Origin of the sequence: Apilactobacillus micheneri (assembly GCF_002993975.1) — a bacterium.
Taxonomy (GTDB): Bacteria; Bacillota; Bacilli; order Lactobacillales; family Lactobacillaceae; genus Apilactobacillus; species Apilactobacillus micheneri.
The window spans coordinates 274,870-292,803 of the sequence record NZ_POSO01000001.1; the positions used below are offsets into that span (position 1 = coordinate 274,870).

Annotated in this window: 18 protein-coding genes; 6 read left to right on the top strand and 12 right to left on the bottom strand. The window is 30.3% G+C overall.

Annotated features, from left to right (window positions below):
- Positions 1 to 9 precede the first annotated feature (9 nt).
- From apf to C7N41_RS01455, 7 genes are all read right to left on the bottom strand, one after another.
- Entirely contained in the window at positions 10 to 642 is a 633-nt protein-coding gene (gene apf / locus C7N41_RS01425) for an aggregation-promoting factor (RefSeq protein WP_318530558.1), read from the bottom strand.
- A 235-nt stretch (positions 643 to 877) separates the two neighbouring features.
- Positions 878 to 1,423 carry an aggregation-promoting factor C-terminal-like domain-containing protein gene (locus C7N41_RS01430; RefSeq protein WP_105963953.1) on the bottom strand — a complete coding sequence of 182 codons (546 nt, stop codon included), beginning with the start codon at positions 1,421 to 1,423 and terminating at the stop codon, positions 878 to 880.
- A 349-nt stretch (positions 1,424 to 1,772) separates the two neighbouring features.
- Positions 1,773 to 3,158, bottom strand: a complete 1,386-nt coding sequence (locus tag C7N41_RS01435) for a Na+/H+ antiporter NhaC family protein (protein ID WP_105963954.1) — start codon at positions 3,156 to 3,158, stop codon at positions 1,773 to 1,775.
- A 412-nt stretch (positions 3,159 to 3,570) separates the two neighbouring features.
- The gene (trxA, locus tag C7N41_RS01440; RefSeq protein WP_105963955.1) at positions 3,571 to 3,891 is read right to left on the bottom strand and encodes a thioredoxin; all 321 of its coding nucleotides are present in this window, start codon (positions 3,889 to 3,891) and stop codon (positions 3,571 to 3,573) included.
- A gap of 11 nt (positions 3,892 to 3,902) precedes the next feature.
- Positions 3,903 to 4,640, bottom strand: a complete 738-nt coding sequence (locus C7N41_RS01445) for a TerC family protein (protein WP_105963956.1) — start codon at positions 4,638 to 4,640, stop codon at positions 3,903 to 3,905.
- Positions 4,641 to 4,712: 72 nt separating this feature from the next.
- The gene (locus C7N41_RS01450) at positions 4,713 to 5,378 is read right to left on the bottom strand and encodes a glycoside hydrolase family 73 protein (protein ID WP_105963957.1); all 666 of its coding nucleotides are present in this window, start codon (positions 5,376 to 5,378) and stop codon (positions 4,713 to 4,715) included.
- A 20-nt stretch (positions 5,379 to 5,398) separates the two neighbouring features.
- Positions 5,399 to 5,842, bottom strand: coding sequence for a MerR family transcriptional regulator (locus C7N41_RS01455; RefSeq protein ID WP_105963958.1), 444 nt, complete (start codon positions 5,840 to 5,842; stop codon positions 5,399 to 5,401).
- Positions 5,843 to 6,073: 231 nt separating this feature from the next.
- Here C7N41_RS01455 and C7N41_RS01460 point away from each other — a divergent pair, with 231 nt between their 5' ends.
- Positions 6,074 to 6,541 (top strand): C40 family peptidase, encoded by a 468-nt coding sequence (locus C7N41_RS01460; RefSeq protein ID WP_105963959.1) that lies wholly within the window; start codon positions 6,074 to 6,076, stop codon positions 6,539 to 6,541.
- Between the two features lie 70 nt (positions 6,542 to 6,611).
- Here C7N41_RS01460 and C7N41_RS01465 read toward each other — a convergent pair whose 3' ends face one another.
- A complete protein-coding gene (locus C7N41_RS01465; protein WP_105963960.1) occupies positions 6,612 to 6,872 on the bottom strand; it encodes a hypothetical protein in 261 nt (86 codons plus the stop codon).
- A gap of 204 nt (positions 6,873 to 7,076) precedes the next feature.
- Here C7N41_RS01465 and C7N41_RS01470 point away from each other — a divergent pair, with 204 nt between their 5' ends.
- Both C7N41_RS01470 and C7N41_RS01475 read left to right on the top strand, forming a co-directional pair.
- Positions 7,077 to 9,197 (top strand): LTA synthase family protein, encoded by a 2,121-nt coding sequence (locus tag C7N41_RS01470; RefSeq protein ID WP_105964080.1) that lies wholly within the window; start codon positions 7,077 to 7,079, stop codon positions 9,195 to 9,197.
- Between the two features lie 107 nt (positions 9,198 to 9,304).
- The gene (locus tag C7N41_RS01475; protein WP_105963961.1) at positions 9,305 to 10,072 is read left to right on the top strand and encodes a potassium channel family protein; all 768 of its coding nucleotides are present in this window, start codon (positions 9,305 to 9,307) and stop codon (positions 10,070 to 10,072) included.
- On the opposite strand, the gene C7N41_RS01480 is transcribed toward C7N41_RS01475, so the two are convergent.
- The gene (locus tag C7N41_RS01480) at positions 10,069 to 11,064 is read right to left on the bottom strand and encodes an NAD(P)/FAD-dependent oxidoreductase (protein ID WP_105963962.1); all 996 of its coding nucleotides are present in this window, start codon (positions 11,062 to 11,064) and stop codon (positions 10,069 to 10,071) included. The genes C7N41_RS01475 and C7N41_RS01480 overlap by 4 nt on opposite strands.
- Before the next feature lie 81 nt (positions 11,065 to 11,145).
- Between C7N41_RS01480 and C7N41_RS01485 the strand changes: the two genes are divergently transcribed.
- Entirely contained in the window at positions 11,146 to 11,940 is a 795-nt protein-coding gene (locus C7N41_RS01485; RefSeq protein ID WP_105963963.1) for an alpha/beta hydrolase, read from the top strand.
- A gap of 185 nt (positions 11,941 to 12,125) precedes the next feature.
- On the top strand, positions 12,126 to 13,088 hold the full coding sequence (locus C7N41_RS01490) for a nucleoside hydrolase (RefSeq protein ID WP_105963964.1): 963 nt from the start codon (positions 12,126 to 12,128) through the stop codon (positions 13,086 to 13,088).
- A gap of 46 nt (positions 13,089 to 13,134) precedes the next feature.
- Here C7N41_RS01490 and C7N41_RS01495 read toward each other — a convergent pair whose 3' ends face one another.
- On the bottom strand, positions 13,135 to 13,938 hold the full coding sequence (locus C7N41_RS01495; protein WP_105963965.1) for a Cof-type HAD-IIB family hydrolase: 804 nt from the start codon (positions 13,936 to 13,938) through the stop codon (positions 13,135 to 13,137).
- 88 nt (positions 13,939 to 14,026) lie between these two features.
- Positions 14,027 to 14,425, bottom strand: a complete 399-nt coding sequence (spx, locus tag C7N41_RS01500) for a transcriptional regulator Spx (protein WP_105963966.1) — start codon at positions 14,423 to 14,425, stop codon at positions 14,027 to 14,029.
- A gap of 211 nt (positions 14,426 to 14,636) precedes the next feature.
- Here spx and C7N41_RS01505 point away from each other — a divergent pair, with 211 nt between their 5' ends.
- Positions 14,637 to 16,193 (top strand): bifunctional metallophosphatase/5'-nucleotidase, encoded by a 1,557-nt coding sequence (locus C7N41_RS01505; protein WP_105963967.1) that lies wholly within the window; start codon positions 14,637 to 14,639, stop codon positions 16,191 to 16,193.
- A gap of 34 nt (positions 16,194 to 16,227) precedes the next feature.
- Here C7N41_RS01505 and rny read toward each other — a convergent pair whose 3' ends face one another.
- Positions 16,228 to 17,811 carry a ribonuclease Y gene (rny, locus tag C7N41_RS01510; RefSeq protein ID WP_225362834.1) on the bottom strand — a complete coding sequence of 528 codons (1,584 nt, stop codon included), beginning with the start codon at positions 17,809 to 17,811 and terminating at the stop codon, positions 16,228 to 16,230.
- Between the last annotated feature and the right edge of the window lie 123 nt (positions 17,812 to 17,934).

The following is a 17,934-nucleotide window of genomic DNA, read 5'->3' on the forward strand; positions in this document are numbered from 1 at the left end:
CATTTCTAATTAATACCAACCATTTTGTTGCCAGAAAGATTTAGCATTGTCCCATGAACCATAACGTGATTGAACATATTGATCAGCTGTTCTTTCTTGGTTAGCTGCAGAATAGTCCCCGTTTAATGAAGCTTTGGATATTTGGTATTTACCATAATATTGTCCATTTGATGCTCCATATGAACCACTTGATTCGTGAGATGCAATCCAATCTTTAGCAGAATTAGAACTGCTAGAAGAATTAGTAGAACTATTAGTTGATTGAGTCTGGTTAGTAGTTTGTTGTGAAGATTGTGCTTGTTGTGGTTGTACTTGCACATTATCACTAGCACTTGCTGATTGAGCAGTACTTGGTAATACTAATTTTTCTCCAACATAAATAGTATCATTGGAAACATTTTGATTAGCTTGCTTCAAAGCATCTAATGAAACATTATGATTTTGAGATAAGCTCCATAATGAATCACCAGATTTAACAGTTACTGTTTGTGTTTGTTGTGAATTAGAATTTGTGTTTTGATCCGCATTAGCGGCAGTGCCACCTGCAATGAATAATCCGGCAGCGGCAACAGTTGCAAATAAAATTGATTTGATATTGTTTGGTTTAAAAATAAAATCACTCCTGTAAGAAATCTTAAATATATTTTGTTTTCAATTGTTGTTTCTTAACCTTCGTCAATCAACTGACAACATCGTACAATTGTTTTTTTACATAACAGTTGCAAAACCGTTAAAAAATATAGATTATTTGTAACAATGTTTTTGTAATGTAACTTTATGAAACTATAATATTAATTATGCCTGTGACAATAGGAATGATAGTTTTACAAATAAAATTTTATATAAAAAAACATGTAGAAATTCTACATGTTTTTCATTAATACCAATTATTAGAAACCCAATGAGCTTTAGCATTAATCCAAGATCCATATCGATCTGATACATATTGGTTAGCCACCTGCTCTTGATTTTCTGGTGAATAATTACCACCCAAATAGTTTCTATCTAACTGATATCTACCATAGTATTGACCATTTTGTGCTGTATATGAATCAGTCGATTCATGAAAAGAAATCCAGGCCTTTGCATCAGCATTTGCTTGGTTCCATTGATTTTCAGCATTTTCTTTTGCATCCAAGTCTTGATCTTTAGACTTTTGTTGTTTATCAACAACATCTTTCTTCTCTTTTGAGTAAGAATTTTTATTATTCCCATTTAAAAGTAATAAATGATCTCCAGGTAGTAATTGACTATTGTCATATTTACCATTGGTACTTTTTAACATAGAAATAAATACATTATATTTATCTGATAGATTTTCTAAAGTATCACCAGATTTGACAGTAACTACAGAATTAGTATTGGCATCAGCAATATTATTTGTAGATTTACGATAAATAGAAATTGATACTATTGCTAGCATCGCGATAAAAAGGTAAAAAAAGTAACGGTTTCTTTCTGTAATGATTTAAACACTCCTATAAAAAAATATATAATTGCGAATTTTTTGCCCGTAATTGAGCAACAAAAAAATATTTTATAGGTTAAACATTACAAGCAGGTTTCCATAAAATTACAAATATAGACATACAGAAATAATATTAATGTAATTGTAATATATATATTTAAATAATTTATAAAGAGTTGATTTAACAAGGTTTAATTTTTTATCAATATATTATAGGTATATAAACATATCTTAAATATTAGGTTGCATATATAATAAAATGCAACTTAAAARGGATAGTTAAAAATTAACTATCCCTTTTTCATTATTTTGTTGTTTTAATATGTTTAATTTTGATTCCAGTAACCGCACTTAAAATTGAGAAAACTGGTGAAAGAATACTTAAAAAGACAAATGGAGCAAAATGACTTGCTGGCACGTTTAAAGTTGCTGAAATAAATGCACCGGCAACCCCCCATGGTACTAAGTAATTAATTACTGTTCCACCATCTTCTAATGCCCTACTTAATGCGACAGGAGCTAAACCTGCTTTTTTAAAGACTCCTTTAAATGCATTGGCTGGTAAAATTTCTGATAAGAATTGTTCACCAACGAAGATATTAACACCGATGGCTGTAAAGATTACACTAACAATTAATTTAGCATCAGTATTCAAATGTTTAGCCAAAGGAGTAATTACTGCATCAATAATGCCAAGGTGCATTAATAAACCACCGAAGGCTAAAGCAATCATAATCAATGCTATTGTTCCCATCATTGAACTAATTCCACCACGTGAAAGTAAAACATCAACTGATTTATTACCTGTTTTAGATACAAAACCATTCAAAATTAAATCATTCAATTTAATAATCCCGAAATGTGGATGTTCAATGAAAAGTAAAATTGAAGAAACTACGATATTAATAAATAATGTTGGAATAGTTGGAATATGATTCCATGCACAAATTAGAAGTAATGCAATTGGAATCACAGCCCAAAATGTAATGTTGAAATGGGTATTTAAAGTTGCAACAGTTTTGCTAACGTTCCCTAAATTAGCTGATCCGCTACTATGATTCAAAAATACAAAAATAATAAATGAACCAACCATTGCTGGAATTGTAGACCACATTAAATTTTTAATATGATCAATTAAATCTGCTCCGGCAACTGCAGAAGCTAAATTAACAGTTGCAGATAATGGTGAAGATTTATCTCCAAAAACAGCTCCAGAAATAACAGCCCCTGCAATCATTGCTGGATTCATCCCCATGGTAATTCCAATTCCCATAAAGGCAATTCCTAATGTAGAAATTACTGTAAAGGCACTCCCAATTGCAGTTCCGACTAAAGCACAAACTAGAAAAATTGATGGTAAAAACCAATTAACATTAATTAAGTGAAATCCAAAGACCATTAAACTAGGAATAACGCCAGATGCAATCCATACTGCAATTAAACTTCCGATTAAAATGAAGATAAATAATGGAACGATTCCATTTTTAACTCCTACAACAAATCCTTCATCAATATCATCCCATGCAAATCCTCTGAACTTTGCCCAAAATACTAATAACAAAATACTTACTAATATGGGTAGTTCAGGAGAAATACCCAATCCGATGACTCCAAATGACATCATGACAATCATAATTAACAAAACTATAATGCCTTCTAAAACACTAACTTTTGGTTTTTCATTTTCCATGATAAACGCTCCCTTATTTTTTATTCAGTAAATTATGTAATTAAATAGCGTTTATATATCGAGGATTACCTCCACAATTATTTTTATTCATAATCAATACCTCTTCTTTCCATAAAAAAAGTCCCTGTTGTTTAAAACAACAGGGACGAATTAATTTTTATTTTACCGTGGTACCACCCAAATTAGAAATCTATAATAACAAGATTCCTCACTCTCTAGAAAGTAACGGTTCTAGCTCCGTTCTTGGGTAGACACTATCCAACGTATTTCATCAAATTTAACCTGATCGACTCGCAGCAACCGTCGACTTCCTGACGCTCAGTTAAATTGTTACTTAAATTTGGAATAACTGTTTTATTAATATTCGATTAAATAAATATTAGCATCTTATATTTTAAAAGTCAATAAGAAACTAAATCTCTGCTAATTTACGCTTTAAGTAATGCGCCATTTGTTTAGCTGAGTAAATTCCAGTTACTTTTTCAACTGCTTTGCCATTTTTAAACAAGACAATGCTAGGCATACTCATTACTTTATACTGCTTGGCAATATCTTCATTACCATCAACATTCATCTTTCCAAAGTGAATGTTATCAGCAAATTGTTCTTCCATTTGATTCATAACTGGATCCATTATCTTACATGGACCACACCAAGGAGCCCAAAAATCAATAACGGTTATTTTATTATCAGTTTCTTGTTTAATATTATTTCTAGTAATTTCGGTTGAAATATATATCGCTCCTATTTTCTTATCTTACGACGAACAAAATGAATAATAATTGTAACTGCAAAAGTAAGTAGCACAATTAACCCAAAGTATACAGGTGGAATTTCAATATCAATTGCTGGAATTGAAAGAACCAATTTCAATGCAATGATTGCAATTAAGAAGTATGCCATTGATTTAAGCTCAGGAATTTTCTTCATAACAATCATAATAACTTCAGCAATTCCTCGCATACATAAAATGCCAATTAGACCACCAATTAATACAACAACTGGATTTGGTGAAATAGCAAGTGCCGCTAATACTGAATCTACAGAAAAAACAACATCCATAAACTCAATTTGTGCAACTGTCATCCAAAACTGTTTTCGACTACCAGGCTTAGCTTTATTAGAAAAATTCTTCTTTGATTTTTCACGACCAAAGAAATGTTTATAAGCTAAATAAAATAAATATAAACCACCTAAAATTTTAATTTCCCACAAGTGAATTAGGAACGTACCTAACCCAATAATTATAAAACGGAAAATATAAGATCCCCAGATACCATAAAATAGAGATTCTTCTTGCTCTTTTTTATCTGGTAAAACTTGTGTTTGGGCAGCTAATACAACTGCATTATCAACTGATAATAAACATTCAATTAAAACTAATGAAAGAATAACAATCCATGCATCTTCAGATGTAAGGACATTAATCCAATTACTCCCATCAAAAAATGGGCCATATAATTTACCTAATATCGATAACAACTAAGGTCTCCTTTACTTATATAATATAACTATATTATATATTAAATTAATTAAAAAATGACATAAAATGTCTTAATTGTTTATTGCCTCATTGTCATATTTTTCTAGATTATATTGACGAATTAATTTGATTAACGATTTTGCATAAGTAGGATCTGTCGCATAATTATTCTTTTGTAACATATTGGCTTGATCAACATAACTAGTAATATTCTTTTGTTTAATAAAGTTAAGTGCAATTACACGATCATGGTTTTCAACAGCTTCGGTAATACTTGGATATTTTCTAAAGGTTGCAGGAACTGACACTTTCTTTTGTGAACCTTCACGAACAACTTTTTCGCCCTTTTTGGTAGGTGTGTCATTACTTACATATTCATCAGTATAGTATCTGATAGATTGACCTTTGTACTTGCCCTTAATACCAAAAATATTATTAGCTTTCTTATACAATTCAGAAGTTCCCCAATTAGATTCTTGAATTGCTTGGGCAACCACAATACTTGGCAATACTTGATGGTTTTGTTTATAGACCTTAATTGAAGGCTCAGCAATACTTACAGCAAATTTATGCTTGGCTTCAGCTTCTTTTTTTTGTGTTTCTATAATTTGATTTTGATTATCTTTAGCAACTTGGTTTTGTTCCATATTATTGTAAACAGCTTTAGCACCTTTAAAACCAAAAAAGCCAATAATTAAAACAACTATTATTCCAAAAATCCATTTAAAAGTCTTCATTTAAATATTTCTCCTCAAAATTAGTCATTTTTTAATACTTTATAACTAATATTATTTTCTTCATCAATAAATCCATATAGTAATGTTTTCTTTTCTTTATCAAAATATCCCAAATTAACAGCAGGATGATTATTAATATTTTCGATTCCTTGAAACGAGTGTGTCATAAATTTTCTTATAAACTTCATGTTGTCTAGATTCTTTTTAGCCGATTCATGAGCAACAGCTAGAGTGAAACCCTTATCTAAATAATACTTCATTAGATTAGCGCACATGAAATTTTTCATATCAAAAACACGTGATGAATAAGAATTACTACGCATAGATTGAATGTATCCCCTTTGTTCCCAATATCTTAGTTGGCGAGCAGAGACATTCAATATCTTACTAACTTCACCTATTTTAAATATTAATTGATCTAAATCTAAGGCTTTGGGAAATAAAGGCTTGAAATTATTATCCATTGTGTTTTCCTTTCATTGCAATAATATAATTATGAAACCATTTATTAATTTAGCATAATTTTTGTTTAGTTTCATTAATTTTTATATCACAATTAATATTAAACAACAAAAATAACTTTATTACACTATTAATTGCATGATTTAATCGGAATGAAACTGCTTTGTTACACTTTTGCAACATTCTTTTACTATTATTATAAGTACAAATAAACGAGGAGGACATTTTTAGAGATGAAAAAGTATTTTACAAAGTTAGCAATGACCATGATTGCATTTACTTCACTATTATTTATGGGGTCAGCAATCAGCAACAACAATGTACATGCAGATGCAAATGATAATTTTAAACAAGTCTATACAGTTGCCAAATCAAAATTAGGTAGTCCATACATATATGGTGCAACTGGATCCAATGCATTTGATTGTTCAGGATTTACAGGCTATGTTTATAAGAATTCTCTAGGTGTTAGATTACCAAGAACTGCTCAAGCTCAATACAATGCTTCAACTAAGGTTTCACGTAATAACTTACAAAAAGGTGACTTAGTATTTATCGGTGGTTCAACTGCAAGTATCTATCACGTAGGTATGTATATTGGTCACGGTAAAATGATTGATGCACAAAACCGTGGTGTTGTTAAAGAAAGCATCAAAGCTCCTTGGTGGAACGTTGTCGGTTATGGTCATGTCGACGATTAAAAATCTCTAAAATGTTTATAATTAAAAAAGATGTTTCCTAAATTGGGAAACATCTTTTTTAATAGATATATTAACTTAGCTCCTCATGATAATACTTAGAAGCAATTTTGTGATATCTTAATTGGTCTAAGGTTCGATAAATAATCATTCTTAATTCATGTAATTTTATTAAATTGTAGGAGGCTAATTGTACCAAAATCAAACGTTCAGTTCGATAAACAATTTCTTGATTATTCGTTAAAGATAATAAATCTTTATGAATCATATCAGGCACAAATTGAATGATTTTGCCATCATTCAATTGAATATCAAGTTTCTTTTTTGCTTGCATTGTCTAAATAAACCTCCCCTAATAACTAACTTTTATTTTACAACAAATTATATAAATTTCAACTATATATAGATTTCAAAAATAAAAAAATCTATATATAGTAGATACTGAAATTTAGATTAAATAAAAGAATGTCATTTTTTTATTTGTCTGTTAATATTAAAACTATTATGAATTATCAAAGGAGCTATAAAATTGAAAGCGATGAATTATATTCGTCAAAAATTAAGTACTAGACTGGGATTCTTTAGTCTGTTGTTATTTCTTTTTTGGCTAAAAACTATATACGCATATTTTTATGATTTTCAGTTAGGATTAAATAGTCCTTTTGAATTCATAGTGGCTTTGATAAACCCTATTGCAACAACTGCCTTTTTATTTGGTATTGCAATGTATATCAAGCCAAGTCGTTTATTCTATCCTATTATATTAATCCTAGATATCGTAAATACTCTATTATTGTATTTAAACGTTATATATTTCCGTGAATTCACTGATTTTATGACGATTAGTACTATGACCGGTTATTCTAAAGTAAATCAAGGACTAAGTGGTTCTTCTTTAGCTTTAACTATGCCCCATGATATTTTCTTCTGGTTAGACATAGTATTAGTTATATTATTGATGTTATTTAGATTCATTAAAATCGACAAAAGGAATATTGGTTTTAAGGGATCATTCACAATCACTTCATTATCTATCCTATTGTTTACTGTAAATTTATCACTGGGTGAAATGGATAGACCCCAACTGCTAACAAGAACTTTTGATCGAACTTACATAGTAAAATATTTAGGAATTGACTCTTTCACTATGTATGATGCTATTAAACAACAACATAATAATGATTTAAGAGCAATGGCTACTAAGTCAGAAATGGATGATGTTTTAAAATATACACGTAAACATTATGCTGCTCCTAATAACAAAATGTTTGGTATGGCTAAAGGCAAGAATGTTTTTGTAATTCATTTAGAGAGTTTTCAGCAATTCTTAATTAATAAAAAGATTAATGGTAAAGAAGTTACTCCCTTTTTAAACAGTTTATACAAAAATAAGTCCACTTATTCATTCGATAATTTCTTCCATCAAGTTGGTCAAGGAAAAACATCAGATGCTGAGAATATGCTAGAAACCAGTACATTTGGGTTACCACAAGGATCATTATTCACCCAATTTGGTAGTGATAATATTTTCCAGGCAGCTCCAGCTATTTTAAAACAACAAAAAAATTATTCTAGTGCCGTATTTCATGGAAATGTTGCCAGTTTTTGGAATCGTAACAGTGTTTACAAAAATATGGGATACCAATATTTCTTTGATTCTAGTTACTATGATACTTCTGGTGATAAATCACTTGGCTATGGATTAAAAGATAAGTTATTATTTAAAGACTCAGTAAAATACCTGCAAAGATTACAACAACCTTTTTATGCTAAGTATATAACTGTTACCAATCACTTCCCTTATACTTTGGATAATGAAGATTCTAAATTTAAGACTACTAACACTGGTGATAGCAGTGTTGATAATTACTTTAAAACTGCTCATTATTTAGATCAATCTATTAAAGAATTTTATAGTTATCTTAATAAGGTCGGCTTATTGAAAAAATCTATCATTATGCTTTATGGTGATCATTATGGTATTTCAAATTCTGAAAATCCTAATTTAGCCAAAGTTATTGGTAAAAATCCTGATAATTGGAATGATTTTGATAATGCACAATTACAAAGAGTCCCATTGATGTTTAATATTCCTGGCAAAAAAGGTGGTTATGTTGACCATACTTATGGTGGTGAAATTGATGTGCTGCCTACTTTATTACATTTATTAGGTATTAATACTAAGAATTATGTTCAATTTGGAACTGACTTGTTCTCAAAAGAACATGACACAATTGTTGCATTTAGAAATCGAGATTGGGTAAGTACTAAATATACTTCAATTGGTGGTACTATTTACAGCAATAAGACTGGTAAAGAATTACAACCATCCCCTAATCAAAGACGAATTTTTAATAAAATGCAAGCACGTGTAAATACTGAATTATCGTTTTCAGATGAATTAAATGAACAAAACTTACTACGTTTTTACAATCCAAGTGGATTTACACCAATAAATCCTAGTGATTATAATTACACCAATGGATTACAAAAAGAAAAAGGTAAGGAAACCGAACTAGGTAAAAAATCCACTAGTATCTTTAGTCAAAATAAGAATCATTCTACTAAAGCATTGTATAAAACTGATGCCCCGGAATTAAAACATTATACTAATGGAAATTCTAAGTTAAATAACAAAAAGCAAGACCTTGATAATTAAATAAAAGCGAACATTTTAATCATAAGTGTTCGCTTTTTTATTTGAATTTTATAATTTTTATTCTAAAATGACTGTAATAAATTTATAGTAATAAGTGAGCGCTAAAAATGAAAAGATTTAAAAACAAAAAGATTGAATTATTATATAGTATTTTTATTGTTACGCTAGCAATTGTATCTGTTTTGCTTGTCATATTTGATTATTTTAATGTTATTAATATTTACCATGGACTTTTATTCAAAATATATTATGGTATTTGGATATTTTATATCATAGATTATGTAACTGGATTCTTTATGGCAAAAAATAAAAAGCAATTTCTTTTAGATACTGCTTTGGACTTAATATCATTGATTCCAGCACATCCCATTTTTGTAATTTTTCGCTTATACCGAGTGATAAGAATCGTAAGATATTACAATATCTTTTGGAAATTTGGCTGGGATGGTAAATTTACTGGCGGGTTACATCGTTTTATATATGATACTGGATTTATTTATCTATTTTCTGTCAGTATTGTAATTTTAATTTTAAGTGCATTAATTTTTGCATTTTTTGAACATTATAATCTATCCACTTCTTTGTGGTGGGCAATTACAACTGCTACCACTGTTGGTTATGGTGATATTGCCCCTCAAACTGGTGGCGGTAGGTGTATCGCCGTATTCCTAATGTTCGGTGGGGTTGGTTTTATTGGTTTATTAACATCTACCATTACTGATTTTTTCACTCATGATAGTAGTGACGCAACTGACGACAAAATTGATAAACTAAGTACACAAATTGAAGAATTAACCAAACAAGTTAACTATCTACAAAAAAACGTCAATAAAAAAAGTGCTCCTCAAAAAAGGAACACTAAAAATAAAAACTAATCATTGGTTAGCTGAGTACTATGAATTGGAGTATGATTATCAGGATATAAATCATTCATGATTGCATTAACTGCAATAGGAACTTCTCCAAAGCCAGTGGCGATAATAGTTTGTTTACCATTATATTTGGCTTGATCACCTACTGAATATATATTATGAATGTTGGTTTCTAAAGTTGGGTTAACTTTAGTAGCATGATGATCTTTTTCTAGGTCTAAATTCCAACCTTCCATATCTTTGTTGTTAGAAATAAAACCATAATTTACTAAAATTTTATCAACGTTAATATTTTTAAAATCATTATCGGTCTTCATCTTTTTAGCAACAACTGTAACTTGGTCATTATCAGCAGCTTTCAATTGTTTAATTAAATATGGGGTAATTAATTCAACAGAAGATTTTTTCAATAAATCCACCATATGTTCTAATCCTCTAAACTCATTACGACGGTGAAGTAAGTAGACTTTTTTGGCAGTCTTTTCTAACATTAAAGCTTGATCAATTGCTGAATCGCCACCTCCAGCAACTAAAACTGTCTTATCTTTGAATTGTTGAATATCTTTAGCAGTATAAAATAGTTGTTTGCCTTCAAAATCATCGGCACCATCTGCCATTAATTTACGCGGATTAAATGCCCCGTTCCCTACTGCAATAATAATGGCTTTCGATTTACTATTACCTTTATTGGTAGTAATATTAAACATATTTTCATCTTTGACTACATTGGTAACCGTCTCATTTAATTTAATATCACCATTCATTGTATCTAGTTGGCTTTGCAAATTACTTACCAAATCACGACCTTTAATAGCTGCTTGGCCAGGAATATCTAATAAAGTTTTTTCTGGATAAAGAGCATTTACTTGGCCACCTAATTCAGATAAGCTTTCAATAATTTGAAACTTAGCATCTCTTAAACCAGCATATAAACCTGCAAACATTCCAACAGGACCACCGCCAATAATTGTGATATCATAAGTTGAATCTGTCATTTTAAATTAACTCCTTTTATTTTGGTGTTATTTAATATATTATGTACCATATAGTTATACTTTAGCAAAGGAAGAGCACTTATGCACAGCAGAAGAAAAAGAAAGATTATCATCGGAATTGTTTTGTTTCTAGAAGCAATTGCGTTTATTACATCTACCCTTTGGGTTTTTAGAGGACGCGTCTTAAATGACGTTAAAGTCGAAAAAAGCAGAACCGCAACCATTTTCATCCCTGGTTATGGTGGAAATGCCGTTTCTACTGATGATTTCATAAACCAATTTAATGATCATGGAATTGCTAAACGTTCATTACGTATTTATATATCTAATGATGGTAAAGTTTCTACCATGAAACAATATGTTAAAAAGATTAAGAAAGATAACCCATTAGTGCAATTAATTTTCCAAGATAATACCCATCCTGAAAAACAAGCTGATCAAATGGTTAATGTAATGTCATACCTACATGATAAATACAACATTAAATCAGTAAACTTCTTAGGACATTCATCTGGTGGAACAATTGCCTATGAATATATGGTAAAGCATCCACATCAAAAGAATGCTCCAGAGGCTAATAAATTTGTAAGTATCGCTAATGATTATGATCCAAATGATAAACGTGTTAAGAATTTACCTCGTACTTTACATGTATTAAACATTGCTGGTGAAATTTATAATGTTGGTACTGATGGTGAAGAAGCCGTAAATATTGTTAAGCCTATGGGCAAATTGGTATCTCCATATGTTAAGAGTTATCAATTCTATCTCTATCGAGCTGATCCACTTTCAGCAGAACATTCAATGCTTCATGAAAACCCTAGCCTTGATAAGACGATTGCTGAATTCTTGTTTAACAAACACCCTAAATTATAATAAAAAGACTGAAGATATATGCTTCAGTCTTTTTTATTGTTCGGATTTAAAATAGTTTATTAAATAAATTGTATTAAAATGGTTTATTTTTTCAGTTTTTAGCAATATAATGAGTTTATAAATGAAAAATGTTCATGAAAAAATAATTTCATGAGGGGCAAAAAAACTTGGGAGGGTTTTTCATTATGGCAAAAAAGAAATTAATTCTTGATTTAGATACTGGTGTAGACGATGCAATGGCTATTGCTTATGCTGTCGCTGCACCTGATGCTGACTTAGTTGGTATCGTTAATTCTTATGGAAATGTAGTTGTTGAACAAGCGGCTAAAAATTCATTACAGATCCTTGATTTACTAGGTGCAAATGATGTGCCAGTATTTGAAGGTGAAAGTCATTCACAAACAAGTGATCATTTTGATGTAATGCCTGTTTCAGCTCACATTCATGGTAAAAATGGAATTGGTGAAGTTCAATTACCAGAAAGTAGCCGTTCAGTAGAAAAAGAATCTGGTGTTGATTTTATGATTGATGCTGCACATAAATATGGCAAAGATTTAACTATTATTCCTACTGGTCCATTAACCAATTTGGCAGCAGCACTCCGTAAAGACCCTGAAATTAGTGATTTAATTGGTCATGTTACTTTAATGGGTGGTGCTTTAACCGTTCCCGGTAATGTTTCAGATGCTGCTGAAGCAAACATCAACCAAGATGCTGAAGCTGCAAATGAAGTCTTTACTAACAAAGTTCCCGTTACTATGGTTGGTTTAGATGTTACATTAAGAACATTATTAACTAAAAAAGAAACTCAACAATGGCGTGATTTAGGTACAACAGCTGGCGAAAAATTTGCTGACATTGTTGATTATTACATTGGCATTTATGATGAAATGTATCCTGAATTAGGCGGTTGTTCACTTCATGATCCGCTAGCAGTTGGTGTTGCTTGTGATCCTACCTTTGTTCAAACATTGGATCTTGATATGATTGTACATCATGGTGAAGAAAATTATGGTCGTACTACTGGTGACACCGCTAAGTTAGATGATCCTAATCCTTCAGACCAAGCAGCAATTCAAGTTGATGACAAACGTTATCTAAAAACATTTATGCAATACTTAACTAAATTATTCGCTGATAATAAATAATAAAAAAGTTTCCTACTATAAAATAATTAGTAGGAAACTTTTTTATTTAGTCTTTAAAATATTTTTCTAAATAAGCAGCAACACCATCTTGATCATGATTCAATGTCACATCATCACCAATTGCTTTAATATCATCATTAGCATTGTCCATTACTATCCCTAATTGTGCCGCTTTTAACATTTCAATATCGTTTTCCGCATCACCAAATGACATTAGATTATCAAAATCTAAGTCAAAATGTTTCAATAATTGTTCTAAGCCAACTGATTTATTCATACCGTTTTGAATAAATTCCATAATCTTAGGTTGTGAACGTACGATATGATAATTATTTTGCACCTCTTCAGGCATATGGTCACGAGCCCAATCCAATTTAGCTGATTGTTCTGACATAATGGCTTTACTATATTCCTTATCAGATAGGTCATCAAATTTAGCATTAATAAATTCTAAATCAGAATTTAAAACTTCTTTATAAGTAGACTTAACTAAGTCTGTTAATTCATATACTTTTTCAAAATCTAAAATATCTAATGGTAAATCGTTCTCTTTAGCAAAGTTATGCACCAAATCAAAATCTTTTAATTTTAAGCCTTTTTTGAATAGTAAGTGCTTATCACGATTTCTAATAACCATTGCTCCATTAAAGGTAATGGTGTAGTCTTGTCCTTCTGTTAATCCTAATTGTTCAATATATGGCCACACTGCATTAATTGGACGCCCAGTACATAAAACAATTTTAATGCCTTGGCTATGTAGTCTTTTCAAAATATCTTCATTTTTTGGGCTAATTTCTTTATGTGAATTTAATAAGGTATTATCTAAATCTAACGCAATCATTTGTATCATAAAATTCATCTCCCCTGTTAATACCATTCTATACAAAAAAAGCATTAATTCAAATATGAATTAATGCCGTATACTCTAAAAATCAAGCTTAAGCTTCGAGTTGTGATTCGAGTTCCTTCAATTCAGTTTCGCGAATAGAACGTGGTAAGAAACGACGAATTTCTTCTTCGTTATAACCAACTTCTAGACGCTTGTTATCAAACACGATAGGGCGCTTAATTAAATCTGGATATTTAACAACTAAATCAACTAATTTTGATAATGATAGACTATCAAAATCAATGTTTAATTTCTTAAATATTTTGGAACGAGTTGAAATAATATCTTCACTACCATTTTCAGTTAAACGAAGAATTTGTTTTACTTCGTCTGCATTTAATGGATTAGAATTGATGTTTCTTTCCTTAAATGAGATATTATGAGCTTTTAACCAAGCTCTGGCTTTACGACTTGAAGCACTACTTGGTGCAACATAAAGATTCAACATATCTATCACCTCTAAAATCGCTTAATTAACGAAAAAACAAGTATATCTAATTATAAATACTTACTAATAGTAAATATTCATAACTACTTTTATGCTAACACAATAGAATTAGAAATCAACAGCATTTAAAAACATATTATAAATTTACACAATCATAAAATAAGATTATAATTTCAATAAATGAACGGAATATATACGGGAGTGAAAAAGAATGAAAATTAACATTTTAGCAACTAGTGATACTCACGGATTCTTATTCCCTACTAACTATGTAAATTTAAAAGATAATAAACCTTTTGGGCTTTTAAGATGCGCATCTTGCTTTAAAGACCAAAAAGAAAAAATGGAAAATACTGTAACTATCGACAATGGTGACTTTATAGAAGGATCGCCTTTAGCGTATTTTATAGCTAAAGTTAAAAAGCAACCTTCACCCTCTCAAATTAGTAATACCTTCAATATGATGGATTATGATTTTGGAGTTTTAGGTAACCATGAATTTAATTATGGATTGGATTATTTACATAAAGCAATTAAAGAATCTGACCGCCAATTTTTATGTGCTAATATTATCGACGAGCACAATAATCATCCACTTGGTAAACCATATGCAATTAAGAATATCAATGGTATTAAAATTGGCTTTTTAGGCTTAACCACTCAAGGTACTACCAAATGGGAAAATCCCGATAATCTAAAGGGTCTAACATTTTTATCAGCAGCTGATACTGCTAAAAAATACATTCCTGAAATGCGTAAACAAACCGACTTAAATGTTATTGTTTATCACGGTGGTATTGAAAAAGATGAATTTGGCAATCCCACTGAAGAACTAAATGGCGAAAACGAAACCTACGAAATTTTGTCTAACATTGATGGTATTGATGCCATCGTTACTGGTCACCAACATCGCAAAATTGCTGGCCACCTATTCAATGTTCCAATCATCCAAGTAGGTCATCGTGGTGAATATGTGGGACACATTGAACTAGATATTGATCAAAAAGACGGCAAATATTTTGTAAAAAATAGTAATGCCGAATTAATCGAAACAAAAGACTATAAAATAGATAACGAAATTGCTAAAACATTATTACCTACACAAAATCAAATTAATAATTGGTTAGATGAACCGATGGCAAATATTCAAGGTAATATGGAGTTTAATGATTCTTTTAATGTTCGTTTAAATAAAAATAGTTTTATTCAATTTATCCAAGAAATTCAAATGACAACTATGGGTGTTGATATTTCAGCTACTGCTCTCTTTAACAATGAAGCGCATGGATTTGAGAACCCAATCACGATGCGTAATATTATAACTAATTATGTCTATCCAAATACACTAGCTGTGTTAGAAATAACCGGTGCTGATTTAAAAGCTGCTATTGAAACTAGTGCCAAATATTTTACAGCTGAAAATGGAAATATAACCATTAATCATGATTATATTTTCCCTAAAGCTAAGCATTATAACTATGATATGTATGAAGGAATTGACTATGTAATCAATGTTGCCAAACCATTTGGTCAACGTGTTACAAAATTACTGTATCATGGCAAACCAGTTGTTAGTGATCAAAAACTAAAAATTGCTTTAAATATTTATCGAGCTGTTGGTGGTGGTAATTTTACAATGTTTAATGCTAGTAAAATTATCAAAAAAGATGGTCGTATGATGAGTCAATTAATCGCTGATTATTTAAGAAATCATAAAAATATTAAAGCCAAAAACAATCATAACTTTAAAGTGATTTATGAACCATAAAAAATAACCTCTAGAAAAATCTAGAGGTTATTTTTTATTTACTACTTGAATACTGTTTTTTGCGTTTTCCAACATATTGAACTGCTTTTAATGAACGAATAGCTGTCACTTTAATTTTACCAGGATAAGTTAATTCATCTTGAATCTGATCTCTAACATGTTGAGTAAGTGCTTTACTCTTGTCATCATTCAGAATTTCTGGATTAACAATAATTCTAATCTCACGACCAGCTTGAATAGCATAACTATCTTTAACACCTTTATGTTGATTAGCAATATTTTCAAGATTTCTTAAACGAGTAACATATTCTTCAATTGATTCACTTCTAGCACCAGGTCTAGCTCCTGACATTGAATCCGCAGTTGCTACTAAAATGGAAATGGCATTAGTTGGCTCGACATCCCCATGATGAGAAGCAATTGCATTAACAACAACGGGATCTTCATCAAATGCTTTAGTCAATTTAACTCCTAACTCAACATGCGTCCCATCAACTTCGTGGTCAATGGCTTTTCCAATATCGTGCAACAAACCTGCGCGTTTGGCTAATTTAACATTCATTCCCAATTCAGCAGCTAACACACCAGTGATTTGAGCAACCTCAATTGAATGATATAAAACATTTTGCCCATAACTAGTTCTAAATTTTAGTTTTCCAATAATCTTCATTAAATCAGGATGCATTAATCCCACTTTTAATGAACGAACAACATTTTCACCAGTTTCACGCAAACCAGCATGTACATTTTGTGTTGAAACATTAACTTGGTTTTCAATATTACTATTAGTAAATTGGCGAGAAATAATTAAGTTTTCGATGGTTGTACGAACAATTTCACGACGAAAGGCGTCATGAGTAACAATATGCAATAATAGCAAATTTTCATCATCAAATATTAATTCAGTTCCCGTCAACGATTCTAATAGTCGAATATGTTGTTCGTCTCTTCCAATTAACTTAGCTTTTAGATCGCCATTTGGTAAAACTATATTTCTTTCAATGTGTGTCTTGGGTTCATCACGAGCACCACGTTGAATTGATTCAATTAATAATGAGTTAGCTCGTTTATTAGCAGAAACCTTACTTTCAGCCAATTGATACTTAACTTCAATATCCATTTCTCGTTTTAACTTTTGCTTAGTATTTACTAATACATAATCACGAGCTTGATCAAAATTAAAATCACTAATTTGTTCAAGTTTAGCATGCCGTTGATTTAAAATATCATGGGCATTATCTAAAGTCTTATCAACATCTGAAGCCAGTGCATCTTGTTGTGACTTACGATTATTTAAGTCGTTGGAAAACCCTAGTAAACGTTCTTTCATTTGATCTAAAAATTCTTCATGTTGATCAAGACGTTGATTACGAGTCTCATTTTCATATTTTTGTGTGTCAATTTCATCATTAGAAGTCTTAATATATTGATCAATATCATGCTTTTCTTTATTAGCGATATTATTACAATATTCTTCAACTTTGCGATTATCATCTTCAAGATAGTATTTTGCCTTTATTTGTGCATTATTTATTTCATTATTCATTTTAAATTTATTGATAAATACACCAGCGATAATTCCTAATGACAAAAATAACGCAAATAATAAACCAACCAAAATGGCATCCCCCCTTTCTAAAATTATTAATTACTTTTTATATTAAATTTAATTTAAAGTATCTATATACTCTTATTATCATAACATTTTAAAACCCTTTTTTTATAATAATAAACAATAATT

Bases quoted from the DNA above. Each gene is read 5' to 3' on its own strand.
- C7N41_RS01430 (WP_105963953.1), bottom strand. From the start codon at position 1,423: ATGCTAGCAATAGTATCAATTTCTATTTATCGTAAATCTACAAATAAT.
- C7N41_RS01435 (WP_105963954.1), bottom strand. From the start codon at position 3,158: ATGGAAAATGAAAAACCAAAAGTTAGTGTTTTAGAAGGCATTATAGTT.
- C7N41_RS01450 (WP_105963957.1), bottom strand. From the start codon at position 5,378: ATGAAGACTTTTAAATGGATTTTTGGAATAATAGTTGTTTTAATTATT.
- C7N41_RS01455 (WP_105963958.1), bottom strand. From the start codon at position 5,842: ATGGATAATAATTTCAAGCCTTTATTTCCCAAAGCCTTAGATTTAGAT.
- C7N41_RS01460 (WP_105963959.1), top strand. From the start codon at position 6,074: ATGAAAAAGTATTTTACAAAGTTAGCAATGACCATGATTGCATTTACT.
- C7N41_RS01465 (WP_105963960.1), bottom strand. From the start codon at position 6,872: ATGCAAGCAAAAAAGAAACTTGATATTCAATTGAATGATGGCAAAATC.
- C7N41_RS01470 (WP_105964080.1), top strand. From the start codon at position 7,077: ATGAATTATATTCGTCAAAAATTAAGTACTAGACTGGGATTCTTTAGT.
- C7N41_RS01475 (WP_105963961.1), top strand. From the start codon at position 9,305: ATGAAAAGATTTAAAAACAAAAAGATTGAATTATTATATAGTATTTTT.
- C7N41_RS01480 (WP_105963962.1), bottom strand. From the start codon at position 11,064: ATGACAGATTCAACTTATGATATCACAATTATTGGCGGTGGTCCTGTT.
- C7N41_RS01485 (WP_105963963.1), top strand. From the start codon at position 11,146: ATGCACAGCAGAAGAAAAAGAAAGATTATCATCGGAATTGTTTTGTTT.
- C7N41_RS01490 (WP_105963964.1), top strand. From the start codon at position 12,126: ATGGCAAAAAAGAAATTAATTCTTGATTTAGATACTGGTGTAGACGAT.
- C7N41_RS01495 (WP_105963965.1), bottom strand. From the start codon at position 13,938: ATGATACAAATGATTGCGTTAGATTTAGATAATACCTTATTAAATTCA.
- spx (WP_105963966.1), bottom strand. From the start codon at position 14,425: ATGTTGAATCTTTATGTTGCACCAAGTAGTGCTTCAAGTCGTAAAGCC.
- C7N41_RS01505 (WP_105963967.1), top strand. From the start codon at position 14,637: ATGAAAATTAACATTTTAGCAACTAGTGATACTCACGGATTCTTATTC.